The 23,639-nt window shown below is 55.0% G+C and carries 21 protein-coding genes; 12 read left to right on the top strand and 9 right to left on the bottom strand.

Annotated elements, in window-relative coordinates; all coding sequences use genetic code 11:
* Positions 1-98: 98 nt before the first annotated feature.
* The 9 genes from FJ695_RS24590 (at position 99) to ccoS (ending at position 9,232) form a co-directional block, all read left to right on the top strand.
* Positions 99-902, top strand: coding sequence for an outer membrane protein (locus FJ695_RS24590; RefSeq protein ID WP_141187903.1), 804 nt, complete (start codon positions 99-101; stop codon positions 900-902).
* Between the two features lie 190 nt (positions 903-1,092).
* The gene (gene ccoN / locus FJ695_RS24585) at positions 1,093-2,748 is read left to right on the top strand and encodes a cytochrome-c oxidase, cbb3-type subunit I (RefSeq protein WP_141187902.1); all 1,656 of its coding nucleotides are present in this window, start codon (positions 1,093-1,095) and stop codon (positions 2,746-2,748) included.
* 14 nt (positions 2,749-2,762) lie between these two features.
* Positions 2,763-3,497, top strand: coding sequence for a cytochrome-c oxidase, cbb3-type subunit II (gene ccoO, locus FJ695_RS24580; protein WP_141187901.1), 735 nt, complete (start codon positions 2,763-2,765; stop codon positions 3,495-3,497).
* A gap of 5 nt (positions 3,498-3,502) precedes the next feature.
* The gene (locus FJ695_RS24575; RefSeq protein WP_141187900.1) at positions 3,503-3,658 is read left to right on the top strand and encodes a cbb3-type cytochrome c oxidase subunit 3; all 156 of its coding nucleotides are present in this window, start codon (positions 3,503-3,505) and stop codon (positions 3,656-3,658) included.
* Between the two features lie 3 nt (positions 3,659-3,661).
* On the top strand, positions 3,662-4,540 hold the full coding sequence (gene ccoP, locus FJ695_RS24570) for a cytochrome-c oxidase, cbb3-type subunit III (RefSeq protein ID WP_141187899.1): 879 nt from the start codon (positions 3,662-3,664) through the stop codon (positions 4,538-4,540).
* Between the two features lie 164 nt (positions 4,541-4,704).
* Positions 4,705-6,168: a cytochrome c oxidase accessory protein CcoG gene (gene ccoG, locus FJ695_RS24565; RefSeq protein WP_209010802.1), complete on the top strand. Its 1,464-nt coding sequence runs from the start codon at positions 4,705-4,707 to the stop codon at positions 6,166-6,168.
* A gap of 136 nt (positions 6,169-6,304) precedes the next feature.
* Positions 6,305-6,817 (top strand): FixH family protein, encoded by a 513-nt coding sequence (locus FJ695_RS24560; protein WP_141187898.1) that lies wholly within the window; start codon positions 6,305-6,307, stop codon positions 6,815-6,817.
* Between the two features lie 10 nt (positions 6,818-6,827).
* Complete coding sequence (locus FJ695_RS24555) at positions 6,828-9,041, top strand: heavy metal translocating P-type ATPase (protein WP_141187897.1); 2,214 nt, start codon at positions 6,828-6,830, stop codon at positions 9,039-9,041.
* Positions 9,042-9,079: 38 nt separating this feature from the next.
* On the top strand, positions 9,080-9,232 hold the full coding sequence (gene ccoS / locus FJ695_RS24550) for a cbb3-type cytochrome oxidase assembly protein CcoS (RefSeq protein WP_141187896.1): 153 nt from the start codon (positions 9,080-9,082) through the stop codon (positions 9,230-9,232).
* A 203-nt stretch (positions 9,233-9,435) separates the two neighbouring features.
* Here the strand turns inward: ccoS and FJ695_RS24545 are convergent, their stop codons facing one another.
* Positions 9,436-9,615 (bottom strand): hypothetical protein, encoded by a 180-nt coding sequence (locus tag FJ695_RS24545; RefSeq protein WP_141187895.1) that lies wholly within the window; start codon positions 9,613-9,615, stop codon positions 9,436-9,438.
* A gap of 257 nt (positions 9,616-9,872) precedes the next feature.
* Here FJ695_RS24545 and FJ695_RS24540 point away from each other — a divergent pair, with 257 nt between their 5' ends.
* Positions 9,873-10,406 carry a response regulator gene (locus FJ695_RS24540; protein WP_141187894.1) on the top strand — a complete coding sequence of 178 codons (534 nt, stop codon included), beginning with the start codon at positions 9,873-9,875 and terminating at the stop codon, positions 10,404-10,406.
* A 441-nt stretch (positions 10,407-10,847) separates the two neighbouring features.
* Positions 10,848-11,297 (top strand): type II 3-dehydroquinate dehydratase, encoded by a 450-nt coding sequence (aroQ, locus tag FJ695_RS24535; protein ID WP_141187893.1) that lies wholly within the window; start codon positions 10,848-10,850, stop codon positions 11,295-11,297.
* A 35-nt stretch (positions 11,298-11,332) separates the two neighbouring features.
* Here the strand turns inward: aroQ and FJ695_RS24530 are convergent, their stop codons facing one another.
* The 7 genes from FJ695_RS24530 to urtA all read right to left on the bottom strand — a co-directional run bounded on the left by FJ695_RS24530 (position 11,333) and on the right by urtA (position 19,872).
* Positions 11,333-11,923 carry a sugar transferase gene (locus FJ695_RS24530; RefSeq protein ID WP_247653728.1) on the bottom strand — a complete coding sequence of 197 codons (591 nt, stop codon included), beginning with the start codon at positions 11,921-11,923 and terminating at the stop codon, positions 11,333-11,335.
* Between the two features lie 503 nt (positions 11,924-12,426).
* On the bottom strand, positions 12,427-13,734 hold the full coding sequence (locus tag FJ695_RS24525; protein WP_141187891.1) for a UDP-glucose/GDP-mannose dehydrogenase family protein: 1,308 nt from the start codon (positions 13,732-13,734) through the stop codon (positions 12,427-12,429).
* Positions 13,735-13,976: 242 nt separating this feature from the next.
* The gene (urtE, locus tag FJ695_RS24520; protein ID WP_141187890.1) at positions 13,977-14,672 is read right to left on the bottom strand and encodes an urea ABC transporter ATP-binding subunit UrtE; all 696 of its coding nucleotides are present in this window, start codon (positions 14,670-14,672) and stop codon (positions 13,977-13,979) included.
* 3 nt (positions 14,673-14,675) lie between these two features.
* Complete coding sequence (gene urtD / locus FJ695_RS24515) at positions 14,676-15,422, bottom strand: urea ABC transporter ATP-binding protein UrtD (RefSeq protein WP_141187889.1); 747 nt, start codon at positions 15,420-15,422, stop codon at positions 14,676-14,678.
* A 3-nt stretch (positions 15,423-15,425) separates the two neighbouring features.
* Complete coding sequence (gene urtC / locus FJ695_RS24510; protein ID WP_141187888.1) at positions 15,426-16,658, bottom strand: urea ABC transporter permease subunit UrtC; 1,233 nt, start codon at positions 16,656-16,658, stop codon at positions 15,426-15,428.
* On the bottom strand, positions 16,655-18,274 hold the full coding sequence (gene urtB / locus FJ695_RS24505; RefSeq protein ID WP_141187887.1) for an urea ABC transporter permease subunit UrtB: 1,620 nt from the start codon (positions 18,272-18,274) through the stop codon (positions 16,655-16,657). The genes urtC and urtB overlap by 4 nt, the downstream gene beginning before the upstream one ends.
* Before the next feature lie 308 nt (positions 18,275-18,582).
* Entirely contained in the window at positions 18,583-19,872 is a 1,290-nt protein-coding gene (urtA, locus tag FJ695_RS24500; RefSeq protein WP_141187886.1) for an urea ABC transporter substrate-binding protein, read from the bottom strand.
* Between the two features lie 374 nt (positions 19,873-20,246).
* Between urtA and FJ695_RS24495 the strand changes: the two genes are divergently transcribed.
* Entirely contained in the window at positions 20,247-21,839 is a 1,593-nt protein-coding gene (locus FJ695_RS24495) for a BCCT family transporter (protein WP_209010801.1), read from the top strand.
* 114 nt (positions 21,840-21,953) lie between these two features.
* Here FJ695_RS24495 and FJ695_RS24490 read toward each other — a convergent pair whose 3' ends face one another.
* Positions 21,954-23,450: a 3-keto-5-aminohexanoate cleavage protein gene (locus FJ695_RS24490; protein ID WP_141187884.1), complete on the bottom strand. Its 1,497-nt coding sequence runs from the start codon at positions 23,448-23,450 to the stop codon at positions 21,954-21,956.
* Positions 23,451-23,639: the final 189 nt, after the last annotated feature.

The following is a 23,639-nucleotide window of genomic DNA, read 5'->3' as shown; positions in this document are numbered from 1 at the left end:
CCGGTTAAACTTTACCGCGAACCCACTTGATCATAAGGCGATTTTCGGCGCTAATAACCAAACGTCATTCTTGAGGCTGATTGAGGGGTATGCTTCGAGTGAAGACAAGTTGCTTTGCGTCGGTTTTGTTTGGAGCAGCCGCCTGGGTCGGGGGGGCGTGGCCTGGGTTTGCCCAATCTACGGTTCTGGCTCCTTCACAACGAATTTCATCAGCATGGGAGTTTGTAGTTGCTCCCTATTTTGTCGGTGCCAACATCACCGGCGAATCCCAAATTGGCCGTCTGCCAGCTACAGATCTGGATGTCGACACCGGGACCATCTTAGAAAACCTCCATTTCGGCGGCATGATCCGGCTTGAAGCGCTCTATCAGCAAAAAGTCGGTGCGATGGTCGACATCGCCTATATGAAACTTGGCGCTGCGAAAAACACACCTCTCACTTCCGGTGGACGAGCTCGTTTCGGAGCTCGGCAACTGATCGTCGAGGGCATGCTGACCTATCGGTTGTTCCAAAACGAAGCGACTTGGGTGGAAGCGATTGCTGGTGGGCGATACTGGGATGTCTCTCTGGATATCAATGCCACAGGAACAATCGCTGGAAATTTTGTCCAGGATTGGGGTGATGATTGGCTGGACCCGATCATCGGAGCGCGGGCGATGCATCGTTTTAATGACCGGTGGTCCGGAAATCTGCGTGGAGATATCGGTGGCTTCGGGCTTGCGTCAGACTTCAGTTGGAGTTTGCAAGGTGGGGTCGGATATCAATTCAACCCCACCTGGTCTGCCCACCTACAATACAAGGCGCTGAGCGTCGATTATGACAACGGGAAATCCGGCGCCACAAGTTTTGCCTACGATACCATCACACACGGACCTTTGATTGGGGTTGTGGCTCGGTTTTGAGGCGGAACCCCGGGAGCTGAAAGCCGGATCCCGGCGGCAAGCGAATGACCAAAAGAGAAAAACGGTCTGCAGCTTCGCCAAAGGAAGCATGTGATTCTTGATATGGATCAACGCGGGCATTTTCACATCGTGCGCAATGTCGTGCCATCGTTGGCACCTTGTAACGATTTCTAAAACTGGGGCGCTAAAAATGGCACAAACTAAGACCAAATTGGTCTCGCTCGAGGAGGGCGGTTTCGCTTTCTTCCTCGTGCTGCTTGCATTCGCCTGCCTGATCGTGGCGGGCAAGACCTTTGATCAGGTCATGGCATTTCATGCTAGCGTTGGCGCATTGTTCGCCGCCGCTGGTGTGTTCTTCATCTTCAAGAACTACTTCGATGACGGCGGACAGGCGATTCCGCAGGAAATCGATGGCAAACCCAACTACAACATGGGACCGGTCAAGTTCGGCACCGTGGCTGCAATGTTCTGGGGGATCGCCGGTTTCACCGTCGGTCTGATCATTGCGCTTCAGCTGGCTTGGCCAGCGCTGAACTTCGATCTTCCATGGACCAATTTTGGCCGCCTGCGCCCCTTACACACATCCGCTGTGATTTTTGCTTTTGGCGGCAACGTGCTTCTGGCAACGTCCATGTATGTGGTTCAGCGCACCTGCCGCGCGCGTATGCCGGGCAAGATCCTGCCCTGGTTCGTGATCTTGGGCTACAACGCCTTCATCGTGATTGCCGGAACCGGCTATCTGCTAGGTGCGACGCAAAGTAAGGAATACGCCGAGCCAGAATGGTATGCCGATCTGTGGCTCACGATCGTTTGGGTGTTTTACCTGCTTCTGTTCATGGGCACGCTCTGGAAGCGGAAAGAGCCGCATATCTATGTGGCAAACTGGTTTTATCTGGCGTTCATCGTCACGATCGCCATGCTGCACATCACCAACAACCTAGCAGTCCCGATCTCCATCTATTCGACGAAGTCCTACATCGTCTGGTCTGGTGTTCAGGATGCAATGGTGCAGTGGTGGTATGGCCACAACGCGGTGGGCTTCTTCCTGACCGCTGGTTTCCTGGCTATCATGTATTACTTCATTCCGAAGCAGGCTGATCGGCCGGTATATTCCTACCGTCTGTCCATCGTTCACTTCTGGGCGATCATCTTCCTGTACATCTGGGCAGGTCCGCACCATCTGCACTACACGGCTCTGCCACAGTGGGCATCGACGCTCGGCGCGACCTTCTCGATCATACTGTGGATGCCGTCCTGGGGTGGCATGATCAACGGTCTGATGACCCTATCCGGGGCTTGGGACAAGCTGAGAACCGATCCGGTTCTACGCATGATGGTTGTGTCCGTCGCCTTCTACGGCATGTCCACCTTCGAAGGCCCGCTGATGAGCTTGCGCTCGGTCAACTCCCTGTCGCACTACACCGATTGGACCATTGGCCACGTGCATTCCGGTGCGCTCGGCTGGGTTGGCTACATCTCCTTCGGCGCCTTGTACTGCCTGGTTCCGTGGCTGTGGAACAAGAAGAGCCTTTATTCGCTGAAGCTGGTGAACTGGCACTTCTGGCTGTCTACACTCGGTATCGTGCTTTACATCACCGCGATGTGGGTTTCCGGGATCATGCAAGGCCTGATGTGGCGTGCATATGACCAGCTTGGCTTCTTGGAATACTCCTTCGTGGAAACCGTTGAAGCGATGCATCCCTTCTACATCATCCGTGCTCTCGGCGGCGCACTCTTCGTGCTCGGCGCCCTGATCATGGCCTACAATCTCTGGATGACTGTCCGTCATGGCGAAGCTGAAGAAGCGGAAGCCACGCCGGCTGGCTCCCTGGCTGCGGCTGAATAAGGGGAGGGACAAGAATGTCTGCATGGAAAAAACACGAAATCTTCGAGAAGAACTCCATTGTCCTTGTGATCGGAATTCTCGTTGCAATCTCAATCGGCGGTTTGGTTGAAATCGCACCGCTCTTCTATCTGAAGAGCACGATTGAGAAGACAGAAGGCATGCGTCCTTATACGCCGCTGGAACTGGCTGGCCGGGACATCTACATCCGCGAAGGCTGTTATCTGTGTCACTCACAGATGATCCGCCCGATGCGCGATGAACTGGAACGGTATGGCCATTTCTCGCTGGCTGCGGAATCGATGTACGACCACCCGCACCAGTGGGGCTCCAAACGAACCGGTCCTGACCTGGCCCGTGTTGGCGGCAAGTATTCGGACGACTGGCATGTGGAACACCTGGTCAACCCGCGTTCGCTGGTGCCGGCCTCCATCATGCCTGGTTATCCGTTCCTGGCGGAAAACGAGCTCAGCACCCGGGATATCAAGAACCATCTGTCCGCAAATGCCATCGTCGGTGTGCCTTATACCGATGAGCAAGTGGACAACGCCGCGACCGACTTGATCGGCCAAGCGTCTCCGGAATCCGACGCGGCATATGAGTTCGAGGAACGTTATCCCGGCGCATTGATCCGTGATTTCGACGGCAATCCGAGCAAAGTCACTGAGATGGACGCTATGGTCGCCTATCTCCAGGTGCTCGGAACTATGGTCGACTTCTCGATCTATGACGACAAAGCAAACCTGAGGTAAGCGCTATGAATGAGACATATTCTGCGTTCGCGAGCTTCGCGCAAACTTGGGGCCTTCTCTACTTCATGATCCTGTTCGGGTTCGTCTTGGCCTACGCACTGTGGCCAAAGAACAGCAAAAAGTTCGACGATGCCGCTCAGATCCCGTTCCGCGAGGACTAATTCATGGCTGATATACACGACAAGGAAGTCGACCAAATTTCCGGGGTCGAAACCACCGGCCACGAGTGGGATGGCCTGAAGGAACTCAACAACCCATTGCCGAGATGGTGGCTGTACCTCTTTTATGTCACCATCGCCTGGGCTGTGATCTATTGGGTGCTGTATCCGTCCTGGCCGCTGGTCTCCAGCTACACCACCGGTGTTCTGGGGTCCAATCAGCGGGCCGAGGCATTGGCCGCGCTTGAAGAAGGGATCGCGGGCCGGTCGGAGTTTGCGGACAAGATCGTTGCGACCTCTTTGGAAGACATCTCCAAGGATCAGCAGCTGCTGCAGTTCGCAATGGCCAATGGTAAAGCGGCTTTCGGCGACAACTGTGCACCATGCCACGGCAATGGTGGTACAGGTGCGGAAGGCTATCCGAACCTTCAGGACGATACCTGGATCTGGGGTGGTACGCTGGACGACATCCACACCACGCTCCTCTACGGTATCCGATCTGACCATGAAGACACCCGGATCGGCGACATGCCGTCCTTTGGCAAGGACGAACTTCTGGACAAGGAAGAAGTTGCTCAAGTGTCCAACTTTGTGGCCTCCCGTGCTGGTCTTGAAACCAAGGACGGTGTCGACCTGGCCGCAGGTGAAACGCTTTACGTGGACAACTGCGCGGCCTGTCATGGAGATAACCTTGAAGGTATCCAGGAGGTCGGCGCGCCGAGCCTGATGTCCGCCAGCTACCTCTATGGCAAAACTCTAGAGGACATCACGGCCCAGGTGCACACCGCCCGCAATGGCGTCATGCCGCCGTGGGTTGATCGTCTCGACGAGGCGACCGTGAAATCCCTGGCCGTTTATGTCCATGCCTTTGGTGGCGGCCAGTAAACTGTTCAGATTGGTGCGACAAATGTGCCTTAGACAGTGACAATTTGATCCGGCGCAAAGAGGAGATCTTTGTGCCGGATTAGTTTAAGCCCATGGTGCAAACCACCATGGCATTTGGTTTTACGATCCTATTGGGGCAGGGTCGGTCAAAGAGGACGGACGGTATGTCTACCGACACCCATACGCAGGGGGGCGGCCACGACGACGAGTGGTTCGCATCTGCCAAAAAGATCTACCCAATGGCGACGCATGGCTTGTTCCGCCGGATCAAGTGGACGCTGCTCTTCATTACCCTTGGGATCTACTATTTTCTGCCCTTTATCCGCTATGACCGCGGTCCCAATGCGCCAAACCAAGCCGTGCTCATCGATATGGAAGGGCGCAGAGGTTACTTCTTTTTCATCGAGATATGGCCGCAGGAAGTCTACTACCTGACCGGCCTCTTGATCATCGCGGCTGTTGCTCTGTTTTTGATGAACGCTGTCGCGGGCCGTCTTTGGTGCGGATATCTATGCCCGCAAACAGTCTGGACCGACCTGTTTTTGTGGGTTGAGCGCAAGATTGAAGGCGACCGCCGCGAGCGGATCGCACTGGACAAAGAAAGCTGGACCTTCGGCAAGCTGGGCAAACGCGCCACAAAGCACTTCTTCTGGCTGATGATTGCCTGGTGGACCGGCGGGGCATGGGTGCTTTATTTCAACGATGCACCAACCCTGGTTTGGCAATTGCTGACTTTCCAGGCGCCGATGATCGCCTATATCTGGATCGCGATCTTGACCAGCACGACCTATCTGTTGGCCGGGTTCATGCGCGAGCAAGTTTGTATCTACATGTGCCCGTGGCCCCGGATCCAGGCGGCCTTGACCGATGAAAAAGCGCTGAACGTCACTTACCGCTGGGACCGCGGTGAGCCGCGGGGATCACTAAAGCAGAACAAGAAACTGGAAAAGCAGGGCATGCCCGCCGGCGACTGCATTGATTGCTTCCAATGTTTCCAGGTGTGCCCGACAGGTGTCGATATCCGCAAAGGCGCGCAGATTGACTGCATCCAGTGCGGCCTGTGTATCGACGCCTGCGACAACATCATGGCAAAGGTCGGAAAACCCTCTGGCCTGATCGGTTACGACACCGATGAAAACATCGAACGGCGCATTGAGGGCAAGGAACCGGTTTACGAAATTGTTCGCGGCCGTACGATCGCATACGCAGGTATTATTGCCGTGGTTGGCGCCATCATGCTGGCAACACTGCTGAACCGGGAATTTGCAGATATCAGCGTCCTGCATGACCGCAATCCGGTTTTTGTCGAACAATCCGATGGATCTGTCCGCAATGGCTATACGGTTCGTTTGTCCAACAAACGTCGGCATGACCGGCATTTCATGCTGCATGTTGAAGGCATGCCGGCTGAGACAAGAGTCGAGGCCGTTGGCGTTGAAGAAACGTTCGCCGGACGCCCGATCATTAACGTAGGGCCGGATACCACCCGTGAAGTGCGTGTGCTTGTGACGTCTCCACCGGGATCCGAGTTGCCGCATTCCACTCCGGTGACTTTCCGGATCACCGAAAGTGTTATGGGCGAGGTGGTTACGACCCAAGATACCTTTAAGGCGCCGGAGCGGGACTAGGCCCGAGCTCGATCAATGATGAAAAAGTCCCGCTCTTGTGGTGAAATACTAAGCAAGAGCGGGACACCCAACCAGAGACAAAGATCTCGGCGGTCAACAGGACGGTTTGACCGGGTAACGCTCTAAGGAGACACGTATGGCCATGGCCGAAATGAACGCAAAAGAACCGAAACCCTTTACAGGCAAAACCGTTTTGGCTTGGCTGTTTGGCTTTTTTGGCGTGATCTTTGCCGCCAATGCGGTTTTTCTTTACTTGGCTTTTGGTTCTTTCCCCGGAGTTGTCGTCGAGAGTTCCTACAAAGCCGGGCAGTCCTACAATCAGGAGATCGCCGCTGCCAGAGCTCAAGAAGAGCTGAACTGGCAGATTTCCAGTGAAGTCGTCAAAAGAGATGGAACTGGTGGCCAGCTTGTTGTGACTGCGGCAGATGCGAACAATAATCCGCTTTATGGCATTGACTTGCGGGCAACTCTGAAACACCCGGCTCAAGGCAATGCAGATATTGAGCTGTCGCTGACTGCTGACGGAGTTGGTCGCTATATTGCCAAAATGGAAAAACTCCCCGTTGGCAGTTGGAACCTAATTCTCGAAATTGATCAGGACGGAACGCGCAAATTCAAGTCCGAGAACCGTGTGTTCGTGAAAGACTGAGGCTGGCGCCGTGACAGTTCATCAGCGCGACTGGCAATCCTTTGTGACACCCGCCGAGGATGGCGCGGTACATATGGATCTTGCCGTAGATGGCATTACCTGTGCAGCTTGTATGGGCGAGATCGAACGTGGATTGAAGCGGCTACCTGGCATCCGCAAGGCGCGCGTGAACTTGACGTCCCAACGGCTGGCCGTCGATTGGGTTGAGGATCAGACAGGCGCTGACGAAATCGTGGCTGAACTGGAAAGACTAGGTTACGCCGCACACCCGTTTGATCCGGCTAGCCAGAAGGAGCGTCAGGACAAGACTGGAAAGCAACTGCTTCGCTGTTTGGCCGTCGCCGGTTTTGCCGGGATGAACATCATGCTGCTGTCGGTCTCTGTTTGGTCCGGCAACGCGAGTGACATAACGCCTGAAACGCGGGATTTCTTTCACTGGATTTCTGCATTGATCGCCTTGCCGACAGTGGCGTACTCCGGGCGGCCTTTTATCAAAAGCGCATTTCGGGCTCTAAGTTCCGGCCGGTTGAACATGGACGTGCCAATCGTGATCGGAGTCGGCCTGGCGGTTGCGTTGTCATTGGTCCAAACAATCCAGCACCATCACCATGCTTATTTTGAATCGGCCGTAATGCTGTTGTTTTTCCTGCTGATCGGACGTTATCTCGATCACAATATGCGGGGGCGGACCCGGTCCTTTGCCGAGAATATTGCTGCACTGAAAGCGGAAGTCGCGGCGCGGATCAATCTGGATGGAACGGTTCGGGAAGTCCCGGTATCCAAGATCGTTGCGGGCGACCTTGTACTTGTGGCCGGCGGAGAGCGTGTTTCGGTTGATGGTGTTGTTGAGACCGGTATCTCGGAAATCGACCAGAGCTTGGTGACCGGGGAAAGCGTTTTGGTGCCGGTCAATCCCGGACAACGGGTTTATGCAGGTACGCTCAACGGAGCTGGTGCCTTGCAGGTCCGCGTTGAGGTGGCGTCCGGCGCGACATTGCTGGATGAAGTAAATCGTCTTCTGGAAGCAGCTTCTCAAGCAAAATCCAAATACGTACAGATCGCAGATCGAGCTGCCCAGCTATATGCACCGCTGGTTCATGGTGCTGCTGCTTTGACTTTTTTGGGATGGCTGGTTGCCGGGCTGGCGTGGCAGCCGGCTCTGGTGATCGCCATTTCCGTGCTCATCATCACCTGCCCATGCGCGCTTGGGCTGGCCGTTCCGGCCGTCCAGGTGGTCGTGTCCGGTCAGTTGTTCAAATCTGGCATTCTTTTAAATTCCGGTGATGCGATCGAACGCCTGGCCGCGATTGACACCATCCTGTTTGACAAAACTGGAACCTTGACACTTGCCGAACCGGATCTTGTTGGCGCGATTGATCCGGAAGACGAAGTCTTGATCTTGGCTGGCCGGCTTGCTCTTGCAAGCCGTCATCCCTTGTCGATGGCTCTGGTAAAAGCAACGGGTGCATTGACCCCGCTGCCCGATGTTACAGAAACTTCCGGAGCTGGCCTTGAAACACATGTGAACGGCACAACACTGCGTCTTGGCAGTCCACTGTTCTGCGGGGCGGATGCTGCTAGTGTTGAAGCCCGCTTTGCCGACGTCCCTGGAGCGTCACTGCTTGCTGTGCGGTATGGAGATGAACCAGTGCGCTTGCTGGCGTTCCGCCAAAGCTTACGCCCGGATGCAAAGGCTGTCATCAACGAGTTGACGAAACAGGGCTACGCTCTGGAAATCCTGTCCGGGGACACCGAACCTTCCGTTCGCTCCTGCGCTGAAGTTCTCGAGATCCAAAACTGGCAGGCTGTAATGACACCCTCTGCCAAAATCGCACGGTTGGAAGCCCTGCAAGCAGCAGGTCACAAGGTCTTGATGGTTGGTGATGGTCTTAATGACGCGCCGGCGCTGGCTGGTGCCCATGTTTCGCTGTCACCGGTCTCTGCGGTGCATCTCAGCCAAGCGGCAGCAGATGCCGTCTTTTTGGGACACAAACTCCAGCCGGTTGCTGATGCGTTGCGCCTGTCGATCAAAGCCCGGAGGGCCATCGAACAAAACCTCTGGATTTCGACAATTTATAACATCATCGCCGTGCCAATTGCCGTTGCCGGTTTTGTAACACCGCTGATGGCAGCGGTTGCCATGTCGGCTTCCTCCCTCGCGGTAACCGCAAATGCCCTTCGCCTGCGGATTGGTGATGGAAAAAAGACTACCGTGGCCAACTAGGCATTCACGATCAGGAAAAGGAGGTGCAGGGGTAGAAAATGGACGTCCTTATTTACCTAATACCGATCGCGCTGTTTCTTGGGGGCCTTGGATTGGTGGCATTTCTTTGGTCTTTGAAAAGTGGCCAGTATGATGATTTGGAAGGGGCGAAATGGCGCATTCTGGATGATGATGACTTGCCCGAGAAGTAATGGGTCTTAACCCCGGCAATCATATTTAGGACCTAAAATGGCTCAAAATCTCAAAAGGCGATTTTGTCATATGAGAAGGACAATTCAGACACTGCGATAACCGCCTTGGTAGGATGCATCGCCAGCAGCATGAAGTTCTCTGAGATGTGCGCTTTTAATGATTTCCCAGAATCCGCCGTGGTTAGAATTCGGCCTGAAAGACATCAAGACAAGATGCTGGACAGAACCATTCCGGTGGCAATCAGCAGCAAGCCCAAACCAGATAACAATAGAAGATTGCCACGGTACCGGCCGTTGTTGTTCAGAAAAATGCGTGGTTCTTCCGGTAACTGATCATCATTCTGGTCGCTGTTGTCATCTTCGGACATGTATCTGGTGGTCAAACGTGCGACCCCTCATTGCTACAAATTGATGCTGAAAAGCATGAAGATGCAGTTTGAAGGTCTCGTTAAAGCAACTGCCGTAAAAAACTTAACTCCGCGCAACTTTACCAAGACGTAAAAGAAGAGCTCCGGAATTAACCAGTTCCCAAAGAAAATGATTCATTGATCCTTAGAGGCGCAAAACGGCGCGGTCGATCGTAACTAACGCATTGTTCAGATTTTCATGTCAGAAAAATACATTAACAAAGGAGGATTTGGTGAGCCTGGATCTGGCCTCATTGACGTTTTTGCTGGTTGAAGACAGCGCTTACATGCGGACCATCCTGCGGACTATGCTTCAGGGGTTCGGAGCACGCCGTATTGTCGAAGCCGAAGACGGTGCATCCGGTCTGGAAGCTATGGACCGCGCCAATCCGGATATTCTGATCCTAGATTGGGTGATGCCGATCCTGGATGGTGCGGATATGGTGCGTATGATCCGCAGTCCAAACAATCCTTTTGCCTATATCCCGATTATAATGGTGACGGCGCACACAGAACGTAGCCGGATCGTTGAAGCCCGCCGCCTCGGTGTGCATGAACTGTTGTCAAAACCCATTTCAGCCAAAGCACTGTATCAGCGGGTATCCAGCGTTATTCTGCAGCCCCGGGATTTCATCAAGACCGCGACCTACTTTGGTCCAGCACCGCGGGAAATTCGAAATCGCCAGAAGATTTGGCAAGGCGCACCCGGTCAGCCCGGCGAGCAAGGCAATGATGGTGAAGATCAGAATGTTACGGCTGTCGGTTAAGATGAGGATCCGCTAGGTCAGGCAGCAGATTGTGCCGAATCCGATGTCCCATTCCCACTCAGGGCTTCCCCTTGAGAAACTCCTCCCACAGCGTCTGTGAACTGCGCAAGCAAATCCAGATCCACCGTATAATTGTCCAATAAGAACTGCGAGAGGACGTCTATCGAAAGATGCTGGTAGCCCTCAATTGCCTCGTTGAGTGCTTCGAGAGTATCTAGTCTTTCACGAAGTTTTATCATGACGTTCCAAGTCAATCTCGATTCGTAACCCAGCTTCAATAGCGTAGTTAATAATCCCTAAACTTTCCAAGAGCAATAGGGTGTTGCTAATCATTATGCAATCAGAAAACGTATTCGATTGTTGTTCACAAGATACTTGCGAACTTGCTAAAACGGATGCACTCAAAGTTGATGAAATTGCCTCCGCAAAAGGGAAACGGCCATGATGCCTGTCGCTTATGTCCTCAACGGACCAAACCTCAATCTGTTGGGCAAAAGGCAGCCGGAGATTTATGGCTCGCAGACGCTGGATGATGTCCGTGACTTGTGTATGCGAACTGCCAAGGAATGCGCCCTTACTGTCGAATTCCGCCAGAGCAATGCAGAACATCTGCTGATCGACTGGATTCAGGAAGCGCGGGAAACGGCCGCAGCTATCGTCATCAATCCGGCCGCTTATTCCCATACATCGGTTGCGATTTTGGATGCGCTGAATATGTGTGAGTGCCCTGTCGTGGAGGTACACATCTCCAACATTCACAAACGGGAGGAATTCCGGCACCGCTCGTTTGTCTCTTTAAGAGCCGATGCAGTGATCGCGGGATGCGGCATACAAGGGTATGAGTTGGCACTCCGCCATGTTGCATCCAAGCTAGGTTTGGGACAATCCTAGTATGGCCCGCCTCTGCTTAATAGCAGGCATTCTGGTCAGGCGCCGCTGCCTTTGAAAAACTCGCGGATGATCGTCCGGGCGATGATTTTGATATCAAGCCACAAGCCGGTGTTTTCGATGTAGGCCAGATCGTATTCTAGGCGTATGCGAGCAGCTTCCTCATCTGAGGCATCTCCGCGGTAGCCATTGACCTGAGCCAACCCAGTGATCCCAGGGAGAACCCGAAGCCGATCATAATAGCGGTAATCCAAGCACTCATAGGCAATACCACCCGCCTGCATGCCCGGCACATAGGGCCGGGGTCCGACGAGGGACATTTGTCCGCGTAAGACATTGATCAACTGGGGAAGTTCATCAAAGCTGCTCCGGCGCAAAAAACGTCCGACTGCGGTAATCCGGGGATCGCCAGCAACCGTATGTTTGAGGCCGGATGCATCACACCGGTCCACATACATCGTCCGGAACTTCAGGATCGAAAACGGCTGGCCATTCAAGCCCAAGCGGGTTTGCCTGAAAAACACCGGTCCTTTGCTGGTCAGTTTAACTGCCGCAGCCACACCAATCAGCAACGGAGCCAACAGGATGAGACCGGCCAAGGAGGCCAAACCATCAAAGACCCGTTTCACTGCGACCTGAAGCGGACGCTCTTGATACTGGGGCCGCGAATCCACAGAGCGAAAAGAAGCCGCTTTCCGCAGCCTACGGGCCGTACGGATCCTTTTCGCTGCTCCGCTTCGCGCTTTCCGTACTCTACTCGCAGTATTCTGTCTGAGTTTCGCTGAGGACGAGACAGTCAGGCTAACCGGAGAATGTTCCTGCAGTTCCTGTCGATCGTCCGAGAGCGTCTCGTCTGCCATTGTACTCCAACACTCGCTTTGTGATGTTGCCCATCAACAAATCGGACCATAGATCAGATGGTCAGGGTGATCCAATTAAATATTAGTAAAGCGTTAACGATGTGGTGAATTTCACTAAGTTGCTGGTTGTATGACGTTATTACTGTAAGCCGGCCAGGGGAAAGCCATGGATTGATACTTTTTTCCCCGAACTTTTAGTCATCGTGGTTAAGCGTCACAAGCCTGCCGCCACGGCGGTGTCATAGTGCTATTCTTGATGTTGCAACTTCAGATCAATAGGCGCGGCCAACACTCACATAATCGAACCCGCGCTCGGCCATATAGTCGGGCTTGTAGATGTTTCTGAGGTCGGCAACCTTTGGCGTTTTAGCGAGTGACTTGACCCGGTCGAGGTCGAGAGCCCGGAACTGATCCCACTCGGTTACGATGACAATGACATCGGCGCCTTCGATGGCATGATACGGCCCATCGCAGAACATCACACCCTGCATGATTTGAGCTGCTTCTTCCATGCTGGCCGGGTCATACGCACGGATTTTGGCACCGGCGGCCTGCAGCTTCTCAACGATATCGATGCTGGGTGCTTCGCGCATGTCATCCGTGTTTGGTTTGAAGGCCAGTCCGAGAAGAGCGATGGTTTTGCCGGCAACATCCCCGCCCATGAAATCAATAACCTTGTCGGCCATCTTCTTTTTCCGTTCGGCGTTCACCTCAATCACAGAGTCGACGATTTTCAGTCCGGAGTCGGCCTCTGCGGCAATTTTGGACAAAGCAAGGGTGTCCTTGGGGAAGCAGGAGCCGCCATAACCCGGGCCTGCGTGCAGGAATTTAGCGCCGATCCGGTTGTCCAGGCCGATGCCACGGGACACTTCCTGGACATTGCCACCCACCTTTTCGCAAAGGTCAGCGATCTCGTTGATGAACGTGATCTTCACTGCCAGGAACGCATTGGCTGCGTATTTGATCAGCTCGGAGGTGCGCCGCTTGGTCACCAGGATCGGTGTTTCATTGAGGTACAGCGGCCGGTACAGTTCGCGCATGACATCGACGGCCTTGGCGCTTTCGGTGCCGACGACCACACGGTCTGGGCGCTTGAAGTCTTCAATGGCCGCGCCTTCGCGCAAGAATTCAGGATTGGAGACGACGGCAACGTCCGCATCCGGACGCGTTTTGCGGATGATCGCCTCGACTTCGTCGCCGGTTCCGACCGGAACCGTGGATTTGGTAATCACTACCGTAAACCCGTCGATCAGGCCGGCAATCTCTTCGGCAGCTGCATAAACGTAAGAGAGGTCTGCATGGCCATCGCCGCGCCGGGTTGGTGTCCCAACGGCAATAAAAACGGCATCTGCGCCTTTGACAGCTTCAGCCGCGTCGGTTGTGAAAAACAGGCGCTCTTCGGCAACGTTTTTGGCAACAAGCTCTTGAAGGCCGGGTTCGTAGATCGGGATCTCGCCCTTGTTGAGGGCATCAATCTTGGATGCATCCTTATCGATGCAAGTCACTATGTGACCGAAATCGGCAAAACAGGTTCCTGACACCAGACCGACATAGCCGGTTCCAATCATTGCAACGCGCATCGTTTATCCCAGTTATTCAAGACCAGGACAGCTGCCCCGTCTCAGAAGTGGCTAGATGCGGAAATCCGCTTAGCCGAAGAAGAAATCTTAGCGCGTTGGTAATGGCTTTCTGGCGGGTGTCAATCCGGTGAAGGCAGCATCTCGGTCAATTGCGCTTGGTTGCGGCCCTTATGCCGCACTTTCCGGCACAATATTATGACGGCTTTCTTTCTTGTTTTGGATTGTTGCAGTCGTCAGCGCGATCACACTGTTAGATAGCGGCGAACCTCTGTTTCAGACAGATTCTTTCCTGCACCCGATAGGACGATCTCGCCGCGATCCATGACGGCATAGTCGTCCGCCAGATCACGGGCGAATTCAAAATACTGTTCGACCAAGACAATTGCCATCGTACCCTGATCTCGGAGCCAAGAAATCGCGCGGCCGATGTCCTTGATGATCGACGGCTGGATGCCTTCGGTTGGTTCGTCCAGAACCAGAAGCTTGGGCCGGGTCACCAATGCCCGCGCGATGGCCAGTTGTTGCTGCTGACCGCCAGAGAGGTCGCCGCCGCGCCGGTGGAGCATGTCTTTCAAGACCGGGAACAATTCGAAGATCGTCTCTGGAACATAACGCTCCTTGCGCGGGATTGGTGCGTAGCCTGTTTCCAGGTTTTCCTTCACGCTCAGTAGCGGAAACACCTCACGGCCTTGGGGCACGACTGCGATGCCTTTTTTCGCCCGGGCATATGGGGCAAGCGATGAGATGTCCTCGCCGTTCCATATAATGTTGCCAGCGCTGATGCCCTGCTGACCTGCAACTGCGCGCAAAGTCGAGGTCTTGCCAACCCCATTCCGGCCCATAAGGCAGGTAACCTTGCCCGTTTCTGCGGTGAGCGAAACGCCTTTCAGCGCTTGGGCAGCCCCATAGTACAAATCAATATTGTCGACTTTCAGCATGCTTCACCGTCCGAGATAAACTTCAACAACCCGCTCGTCGGCGGAAACATGGTCCAGAGACCCCTCGGCAAGGACTGAACCTTCGTGCAGAACCGTCACTTTGACGTCGAGTGAACGGACGAAGTCCATATCATGTTCCACCACCACGACAGAGTGGTCCTTGGCAATGTCTTTCAGGAGTTCAGCCGTTTCGGCTGTTTCTGCATCGGTCATCCCGGCGGCTGGTTCATCGACGAGAAGCAGCTTCGGGTCTTGAGCGAGCAGCATGCCGATCTCCAGCCATTGTTTCTGGCCGTGAGACAGATTGGCGGCTAGTTCGTCACGTTTATCGCCAAGCCGGATCAGGTCCAGGAGTTCTTCGATCCGCTTTTTCTCCCCGCCAGTGATGACATGAAACAGGGTCGCGAATGGGCCACGTGGGGCTTTCAGGGAGAGTTCGAGATTGTCCCAGACCGTGTGGCTTTCAAATACGGTCGGTTTTTGAAACTTGCGGCCAATGCCAAGTTCGGCAATGGAAGCTTCGTCCTCAGATGTCAGATCGATGGTTCCGTCAAAAAAGACGTCCCCTTCATCGGGCCGGGTCTTGCCGGTGATGATGTCCATCATGGTTGTCTTACCGGCGCCATTCGGACCGATGATGGCGCGCATTTCACCCGGATCGATGGTCAGCGACAGATCGTTGATCGCTTTGAAACCATCAAAGGAAACCGAAACGCCATCGAGATAGAGTTGGCTTGTTGCTCTGGCCATGAGTTACTCCGCAGGTTGGGGTTCGGCTGAAAGAGGTGTACCTTTCGGCGCCGCTGCGACGTTGGCAGGTGCTGCCGGACTTTGTGGTGGTGCGACCGGAGGTGTACCAGAGCCGCTTTCCGCCTCCGCGGAAATCCTGCGTTGCTTTAGGGCTGTCCAACCTTGACCGATGGTTCCGACGATGCCTTTCGGCAGGAAGAGGGTTACAACAACAAAGAGGCCGCCGAGGGCAAACAGCCAGACATCGGGCAGGACGGCTGTGAACCAGGTCTTGGCGAAGTTGACCAGGACCGCGCCAAGGACTGCGCCGACAAGCGTGCCGCGTCCGCCAACAGCAACCCAAATCACAACTTCAATGGAGTTGGCAGGAGCAAATTCGCCCGGATTGATGATACCGACCTGCGGCACATAGAGCGCCCCGGCAATCCCTGCCATCATAGCTGAAATGGTCCAGACAAATAGCTTGTAGTGTTCGACCCGGTAGCCAAGGAAGCGCGTCCGGCTTTCCGCATCGCGCACGGCAACCAGAACTTTGCCGAGTTTGGAGCGGGTGATTGCGCGGCAGATGAGGTAACACAGTCCCAGTGTGATCCCGGAGGTAGCGAAAAGTGCGGCCCGCGTCGTGTCCGCCTGAACGTCAAACCCCAGAATGTCCTTGAAGTCCGTCAGGCCATTGTTGCCGCCAAAGCCCATGTCATTGCGGAAGAATGCAAGGAGAAGGGCATAGGTCAGCGCCTGGGTGATGATCGAGAGATATACGCCTGTAACGCGGGAGCGGAAGGCGAACCAGCCGAAGATGAAGGCCAAGGCGCCGGGAACCAGAACCACCATCAGTGCGGCAAACCAGAACATGTCGAAGCCGTACCAGAACCAGGGCAGGGCATCCCAGTTCAGGAACACCATGAAGTCCGGCAGGACCGGATCGCCATATACGCCGCGCGTACCGATCTGGCGCATCAGATACATGCCCATGGCATATCCACCGAGCGCGAAGAAGGCCGCGTGTCCGAGTGACAGAATTCCGCAAAAGCCCCAGACCAGATCCACGGACAACGCCAGGAGGGCATAGGTCAGGTATTTGCCCATCAGCGCGACCGCATAGGTTGGCACATGGAACGGAGAGCTTTCCGGAACCAGTAGGTTTCCGGCCGGGACCAAGAGAATGACGGCAGCAAGGATCGTCAGGAAAATCCCGGCCCGGGCGTCCATGGCGCGGAATAGAAAGGAGGTCATCATGCTTCGACTGCCCGGCCCTTGAGGGCAAACAGACCCCGTGGACGCTTTTGAATGAATAGGATGATGAAGACGAGCACCAGGATTTTGGCGAGAACCGCCCCGGCATAAGGCTCAAGGAACTTGTTGACCACACCGAGTGTCATGGCGCCGACGAGTGTGCCCCAGAGATTGCCGACGCCGCCAAAGACCACGACCATAAAGCTGTCGATGATGTAGCCTTGGCCTAGGTTGGGCGAGACGTTGTCGATTTGGGAAAGGGCAACACCCGCGATCCCTGCAATGCCGGAGCCCAGGCCGAAGGTCAAAGCGTCGATCCAGGGCGTGCGGATGCCCATGGAAGCGGCCATCCGCCGGTTCTGGGTGACAGCCCGTGTGTAGAGGCCAAACGGCGTTTTCTTCAAGACAAGCAGCAGACCGGCAAAGACCAGAAAGGCAAACAGGATGATCCACATCCGGTTATAGGTGATGGTCATCTGGCCGAGTTCGAACGCACCGGACATCCAGTCCGGATTGCCGACCTCACGGTTGGTTGGCCCGAAGATGGAGCGGACAGCTTGTTGCAGGATCAGCGAAATGCCCCAGGTGGCGAGCAGTGTTTCCAACGGGCGGCCATAGAGCCAGCGGATCACACCGCGCTCAATGGCAATCCCGATGCAGCCGGAGGCCAGGAAAGCGAGCGGCAGGGCGATGAACAGAGAATACTCAAAAAGGCCCGGCGCGGAAGTCCGGATCAGCTCCTGCACGACAAAGGTGACATAGGCCCCGATCATCACCATTTCGCCATGCGCCATGTTGATGACGCCCATCACACCGAAGGTGATGGCCAAGCCAATAGCGGCCAAAAGAAGAACAGAGCCGAGCGACAGGCCATACCAGACGTTCTGCGCGGCATCCCACGTTGCAATGGATTTCTGGATTTTCGCGACACCCGATGCGGCGGCGGTTTTCAGCGCCCCATCAGAGCGGGCTTCAACATTGATCAGCAAGGACAGGGCGTCGCGGTTGCCCATTTCTGTCAGCGTTTCAACGGCCGCCAGTTTGTCAGCATCATCAAGATCTGAATTCAGAATGGCAGCCGCCCGGGCCTGCTCCATGACAGTGCGGACCGTTTCGTCGGTTTCCGTATCAAGAGCAGCATCCAGCGCTTCGATTTTTTCAGGATCTTGAGCTTTGAAAATTGATTGGGCGGCGGTCATGCGAACCGCTGGATCAACCGCTTGCAGTGTCAAGGAGCCAAGCGCAGCACGGATGACCCGGCGCAGCTTGTTATTCACCTTAATCTTCTTGACCTCGCGCTTGCCAGCGATTCCGGCTGTTTCCAGCGTCAAAGGGTCTGTAAGGTTGAAGGACTTGCCGTCCTTTTCCGCGATGAAGACCAGATTGTCCGATTTCCGGTAATAAAGGCTGCCAGCGCCGAGCGCCTCAAGGGCAGGAGCAACAGCAGGATCACCGGTCGCGGCGAGTGCGCCAATCTGCTGTTCGGTTTCCTTGTATTTTCCCTTGGCCAGTTCGTTGATCAAGGAGCGAAGCGTTTCCGGAGCACTTTGTGCGGAAGCTGAGGCAGAAAACCCAGTCAGCAGGCACAGAAGAACGAGAAAGGATTTCAATAAGGACATCGGCCCACCGGCATGAGTTTTTTATATCTGCCTCTCCGCTTGAGAGGCCGTGTAAGCGTTTTGGCTTTCAGATGCTCGCTAAACGGGTCTGAGCCTTACCTCACACTCAGTCGTCATCACCGGATCTGATCCGGTGATCCATTCCGTTTCGGTTCCGCAAATTCAGCCGCGCACGGTGCCAGGAAACGGAATGGATGATCCCCGATCAGGCCGAGGGCAGGCATGGTCAAGCCATGGCATGAGGGTGTGAGTTAGAAGAAAATCGGGGCGGGCCCCCATCAAAGCCCGCCCCAACTCCGTTTCCTCCCTTAAGAGCCGGAGCCGCCGCATTTGCCGGTTGCGGTGTTGAAATTGCCGCAGGACATCGGAGCTCGCCAATCGGCGATCAGATCCTTGGAGCCTTCCAGATAGTCGGACCACGCGTCACCAGCGACCAGACCGGAGGTTTCCCAGACGGTCTCAAACTGTCCGTCGTCCTGGATCTCGCCAATCAGCACCGGCTTGGTGATGTGGTGGTTCGGCATCATTGCAGAGTAACCGCCGGTCAGGTTCGGCACAGACACACCAACGATCGCGTCGATCACAGCATCAGAGTCTGTTGTACCGGCCTTCTTGACGGCCTCGACCCACATGTTGAAGCCGATGTAGTGGGCTTCCATCGGGTCGTTGGTAACGCGGTCTTCGTCGCCAACAAATGCCTGCCATGTTTCGATGAACTCGGCGTTTGCGTCGGTGTCAGCGGACTGGAAGTAGTTCCAGGCAGCCAAGTGGCCAACAAGCGGCTCGGTGTCGAGGCCTGCGAGTTCTTCTTCACCAACGGAGAAGGCAACAACCGGGATGTCTTCAGCCTTGATGCCAGCGTTGCCGAGTTCTTTATAGAACGGAACGTTGGCGTCGCCGTTGATGGTGGAAACCACAGCGGTCTTCTTGCCCGCCGAGCCGAAGGTCTTGATATCGGAAACGATCGTCTGCCAATCGGAATGACCGAACGGCGTGTAGTTGATCATGATGTCTTCTTCAGCAACACCCTTGGACTTCAGGTAAGCTTCCAGGATCTTGTTGGTTGTGCGCGGATAAACATAGTCGGTACCGGCTAGAACCCAGCGCTCAACAGAGCCGCCTTCTTCGCTCATCAGGTAGTCAACAGCCGGGATAGCCTGGGTGTTTGGAGCCGCGCCTGTGTAGAAGACGTTGCGCTGAGACTCTTCGCCTTCGTACTGAACCGGATAGAAGAGCAGGGAGTTCAGCTCTTCAAAGACCGGCAGAACGGATTTGCGGGAGACAGACGTCCAGCAACCGAAGACAGCGTCAACACCGTTCACTTCGATCAGCTCGCGGGCTTTTTCGGCAAACAGCGGCCAGTCGGATGCCGGGTCAACAACAACAGCTTCCAGTTTCTTGCCGAGAAGGCCGCCCTTTTTGTTCTGCTCTTCGATGAGCATCAGCATGGCGTCTTTCAGCGTGGTTTCAGAAATCGCCATCGTGCCGGAGAGCGAGTGCAGAATACCGACCTTGATGGTCTCTTCAGCTGCAGCGCCACCGATCATGGTGGAGGCCATCAAGCCTGTAAGCGCGAGCTTCTTGAATGTAGATGTCATCGAATTTCCCCTCGTCTATGACGTCACCGGGCCCCATGCCGGTGAGTGGCGGCTGGAAGGAGTGCCGCTGTCGGGAAAGGATCGTGCGCCGGATTGCTGCGCTGCGACATACGTCAATTGACGTAAGCCCGCTTCGCTTGGGACGAGGCAATCGGCAATACGGTCGTATTTCAACCGCCCATTGTCGCATTGGTTTGTGGGGCCGTTGCAGCGGTGTGATTTCCTAATTGCAGAAAAAGGCTGAGTGGTACGCGGTAAGCCCAGCGTGCTTGAAAACAGCTAAGAAGCTGAACGTTGAAGCGGGAGGACGCTTCAGTCAGCGGATGTGCACTGGCCCAAATATCTTGGAGAACCGACACACCCAAGGGGGAGTTATGTCTGTAGACAATGACACCGGCTACAGAGCCGGTCAGCATAATGTGAAATTTCTGGGACTGGATGTTCACAATCCGGTTTTCATCATCTCGGCAGCCGTCATCGTTTTGTTTGTGCTAGCCACGTCTCTTGCCCAGGAGGGGGCAACAGAGTTCTTCGGCTGGTTGCGCCCGACCGTGACCGAGTATTTCAACTGGCTGCTGATCATAGCAGGCAACGTATTTGTTCTGTTCTGTCTGTTTTTGATCGTATCTCCTTATGGCAAGATCCGCCTGGGCGGAGCAGATGCAAAGCCGGACTACAGCTACTCCGGCTGGTTCGCCATGCTGTTTGCCGCTGGTATGGGCATCGGTTTGATGTTCTTCGGCGTGTCGGAGCCTATTTCCCACTATTCATCCAGCGTAGCCGACAACGCGGGAACTGCGGAAAGCTGGGCACCGTTAGCAGGCGCTGCTGGTGATCAAGCCGAGGCGATGCGGCTTGGTATGGCCGCGACCATATTCCACTGGGGCCTGCACCCCTGGGCGATCTATGCGGTCGTTGGTCTGGCGCTTGCGTTCTTCTGCTATAACCGCGGCCTGCCGTTGACGGTCCGTTCGGCTTTCTATCCGATTTTCGGAAAAGCTGTTTGGGGACCGCTCGGTCACCTCATCGACACATTGGCTGTATTTGCAACGCTCTTCGGCTTGGCTACCTCCCTTGGTTTTGGAGCAGAGCAAGCGATTGCCGGTCTGAATCATCTGTTTGGTGTGCCGGTATCTGCAACGAGCAAAGTTGTCCTGATCGCTGCGATTACGGCAATTGCGCTGGTTTCGGTCATGGCTGGGCTGGATGCCGGGGTGAAACGCCTCAGTGAGATCAACATGGTTCTGGCTGCGCTGTTGCTTCTGTTTGTCATCATTGTTGGTCCGACGGTTGCCATCCTCACCGGGTTCTTTACCAACCTGGTCGCCTATGTCGAATATCTTCCGGCGCTCAGCAACTTTGTCGGCCGGGACGACACCAACTTCTACAACGGCTGGACGGCCTTTTACTGGGCCTGGTGGATCTCCTGGTCGCCATTTGTCGGCATGTTCATCGCCCGCGTGTCGAAAGGACGGACGGTCCGTGAGTTTGTCACCTGTGTGCTCCTAGTCCCGTCGCTCGCATGCGTGTTGTGGATGACCGCTTTTGGCGGAACAGCTTTGAGCCAGATCGTCAACGATGGCTACACTGCCGTGACTGAAGTCGATCTGCCTTTGAAATTGTTTGCCATGCTCGAAGTTCTGCCGCTGGCAGCCGTCTCATCCTTTATCGGGATTGTGCTGGTGATCGTGTTCTTCGTGACTTCATCTGATTCCGGCTCGTTGGTGATCGATACAATCACAGCTGGTGGTAAACTGGATGCGCCCGTGGTCCAGCGGATATTCTGGGCAGTCTTTGAAGGTCTGGTGGCGATTGTTCTGCTTCTTGCAGGCGGCCTGGCCGCGCTTCAGGCGGCAGCAATCACGACAGGGATACCCTTTGCAGTCGTGCTGCTGCTCATGTGTTTTGCCCTTTGGAAAGGGCTGCATCAGGAGCGGGCAAAGGTTGGCGCTTTGGCACAAACATAAGAGCATGGGTCTCAAGCGGAGTAATCGAACTTTGCTGAGGTTTGACTAACAGATGACCGGCGGGAGAGCATGGCTCTCCTGCCGGTTCCATTTCAAAGCAGTGGCAACAATCGGCTAGGCGATTTCTTGCAAGGGGGCCGGAGCGTTCGTCAGGCCCAGCATGTCTTTCAACTCCGAAGAAGTAATGATCCGCACATTGCGGTAGGACAGGCGGTGATAGACCAGGTCGACCTGCTCATAAGTTCCCAGGGCCTTTCGGCTGCCGCCGGGCACCAGCGGGTCGGGTATCGTTAGAGAATCTTCCAATCCGACCCGGATGCCGTCGAGGTTCAGCGCCAGGGCAACATCCACGATGAGAGCCTGCAACGGGCCAGGCAGCAAGATTGAAATCATGGCGTCCGAGAAGCGGCTGCGGATTTTGTGGACGGCCGGCTTCAGCCCATCGATGAGCAACTGGGCGGCTTGCTCGGCTTCAGAAACTCCGCAGGTTTTCAGAAGCCGGATGGCTTCGTCCTTGATCGGACTTGGGATCAGGGAATCGTCGTAAAGACCGCCGTCTGCATGTTCGCCGACTTGGTCGACACCGGCGACCAGCATGAAAAGAATTGGTTCACCGCAGGTTTTCAAAAGTCCGGCACAAGACCCCGTCGCCCGCTCCAGGATTGTCTGGTTGAACACCTCGACTTCTGGTCGGATGCCAAACTCCCGCAAATGTGCTGCTTGATCGGCAAGGAAACCGGGATTGTTTTCGTAGCCGCCTCCGGCTTTGAAACGCACACTGCCGGGACTGAAGGTTGCGATATCAGGAACACGCTGGGCGACATCGTAGCGCTTAAGCGCCGAACGTCTTTTAGGACTGTCAAAATCAGACCGGCTGCCACGCACACTTGTGGAGATGTTCAAAACTCCTTCCGGGAAATGTCTCGAGACCGCAGGAATGATTTGATCGTACTGCGGAACATCTATGCAATTGGCTTGCTGAGACAGCCGCGCAGCCACAGAACCGTCCGGTGACCTTAGAATGATTTCGTCTTGCATATCACGGGTGTGCAGATGGACGATGGCCGCACCGGCCTGAAAGCACGCCAAGGATTCCCGGACAATGTCTTCCGGTGAGACCGGCAGGTACGGGGAACAGCCTCGGCCTGGCTGCCAAACGCCTACATCGCAAACGGTCCAACCGGCCTCTAGTATTTCGGATTCGGCATTTGGTATTGCGCGAATGTCATTGGCCATTGACGGCGGGATGTAGGAACTGCCGCCTGGGCGGCCCCATGGCCAGAAGAGTTTTCCCTGGCGGTCGGAGCGCCACCCTTGCGTGAACAGCAAAGAGGCGAGTTTAAAGGCCGAAGCGCGGGGCAGGTTTGCAAATACGGTCTCAGGAAGGCTATTTGCCGGATGCATGGCGGTGAAGCTGATATGAAAACCACCAGAGCCGACCGTCTCCCAGCCATTGTGTGTCAAGAGATCCTGCAAAGAGGTTTCCGCCTGCGCTGCATCGACGGTCAATTGCGCAAGGGTATCTTTGGAAAGGAACTTGGGATCTTCGGCGTTCAGGCGTTTCGGAACGGCGCCTACGGGGGCTGCGGTGATGAACATAGACTTCTGCATGTGTACCTCGGCTCTCTCTTTGCTGTTTTAGTGTCTTGGCGTTTGCCTCACCTATAGGTTGATAGATTTCGTATTTTTGTTTCTTCATTGGGTAACGTTTGATATGTAAAATAATTTTTGTGATACAATTAGTATAAAACTTCATCGTGTGAAATTCTATAAGTATAATTATCACGAAGTGTAGATATA

Source organism: Labrenzia sp. PHM005 (genome assembly GCF_006517275.1).
GTDB lineage: Bacteria > Pseudomonadota > Alphaproteobacteria > Rhizobiales > Stappiaceae > Roseibium.
The sequence above is the reverse complement of the archived record's forward strand: the minus strand, read 5'-3'. Positions and strand labels throughout refer to the sequence as shown.

Excerpts from the sequence above, each read along its gene's own strand:
- urtB (WP_141187887.1), bottom strand. The coding sequence starts at position 18,274 with ATGTCCTTATTGAAATCCTTTCTCGTTCTTCTGTGCCTGCTGACTGGG.
- urtD (WP_141187889.1), bottom strand. The coding sequence starts at position 15,422 with ATGGCCAGAGCAACAAGCCAACTCTATCTCGATGGCGTTTCGGTTTCC.
- FJ695_RS24575 (WP_141187900.1), top strand. The coding sequence starts at position 3,503 with ATGAATGAGACATATTCTGCGTTCGCGAGCTTCGCGCAAACTTGGGGC.
- FJ695_RS24560 (WP_141187898.1), top strand. The coding sequence starts at position 6,305 with ATGGCCATGGCCGAAATGAACGCAAAAGAACCGAAACCCTTTACAGGC.
- aroQ (WP_141187893.1), top strand. The coding sequence starts at position 10,848 with ATGATGCCTGTCGCTTATGTCCTCAACGGACCAAACCTCAATCTGTTG.
- FJ695_RS24490 (WP_141187884.1), bottom strand. The coding sequence starts at position 23,450 with ATGCAGAAGTCTATGTTCATCACCGCAGCCCCCGTAGGCGCCGTTCCG.
- ccoS (WP_141187896.1), top strand. The coding sequence starts at position 9,080 with ATGGACGTCCTTATTTACCTAATACCGATCGCGCTGTTTCTTGGGGGC.
- urtA (WP_141187886.1), bottom strand. The coding sequence starts at position 19,872 with ATGACATCTACATTCAAGAAGCTCGCGCTTACAGGCTTGATGGCCTCC.
- ccoG (WP_209010802.1), top strand. The coding sequence starts at position 4,705 with ATGTCTACCGACACCCATACGCAGGGGGGCGGCCACGACGACGAGTGG.
- ccoP (WP_141187899.1), top strand. The coding sequence starts at position 3,662 with ATGGCTGATATACACGACAAGGAAGTCGACCAAATTTCCGGGGTCGAA.
- urtE (WP_141187890.1), bottom strand. The coding sequence starts at position 14,672 with ATGCTGAAAGTCGACAATATTGATTTGTACTATGGGGCTGCCCAAGCG.
- ccoN (WP_141187902.1), top strand. The coding sequence starts at position 1,093 with ATGGCACAAACTAAGACCAAATTGGTCTCGCTCGAGGAGGGCGGTTTC.
- ccoO (WP_141187901.1), top strand. The coding sequence starts at position 2,763 with ATGTCTGCATGGAAAAAACACGAAATCTTCGAGAAGAACTCCATTGTC.
- FJ695_RS24495 (WP_209010801.1), top strand. The coding sequence starts at position 20,247 with ATGTCTGTAGACAATGACACCGGCTACAGAGCCGGTCAGCATAATGTG.
- FJ695_RS24525 (WP_141187891.1), bottom strand. The coding sequence starts at position 13,734 with ATGCGCGTTGCAATGATTGGAACCGGCTATGTCGGTCTGGTGTCAGGA.
- urtC (WP_141187888.1), bottom strand. The coding sequence starts at position 16,658 with ATGATGACCTCCTTTCTATTCCGCGCCATGGACGCCCGGGCCGGGATT.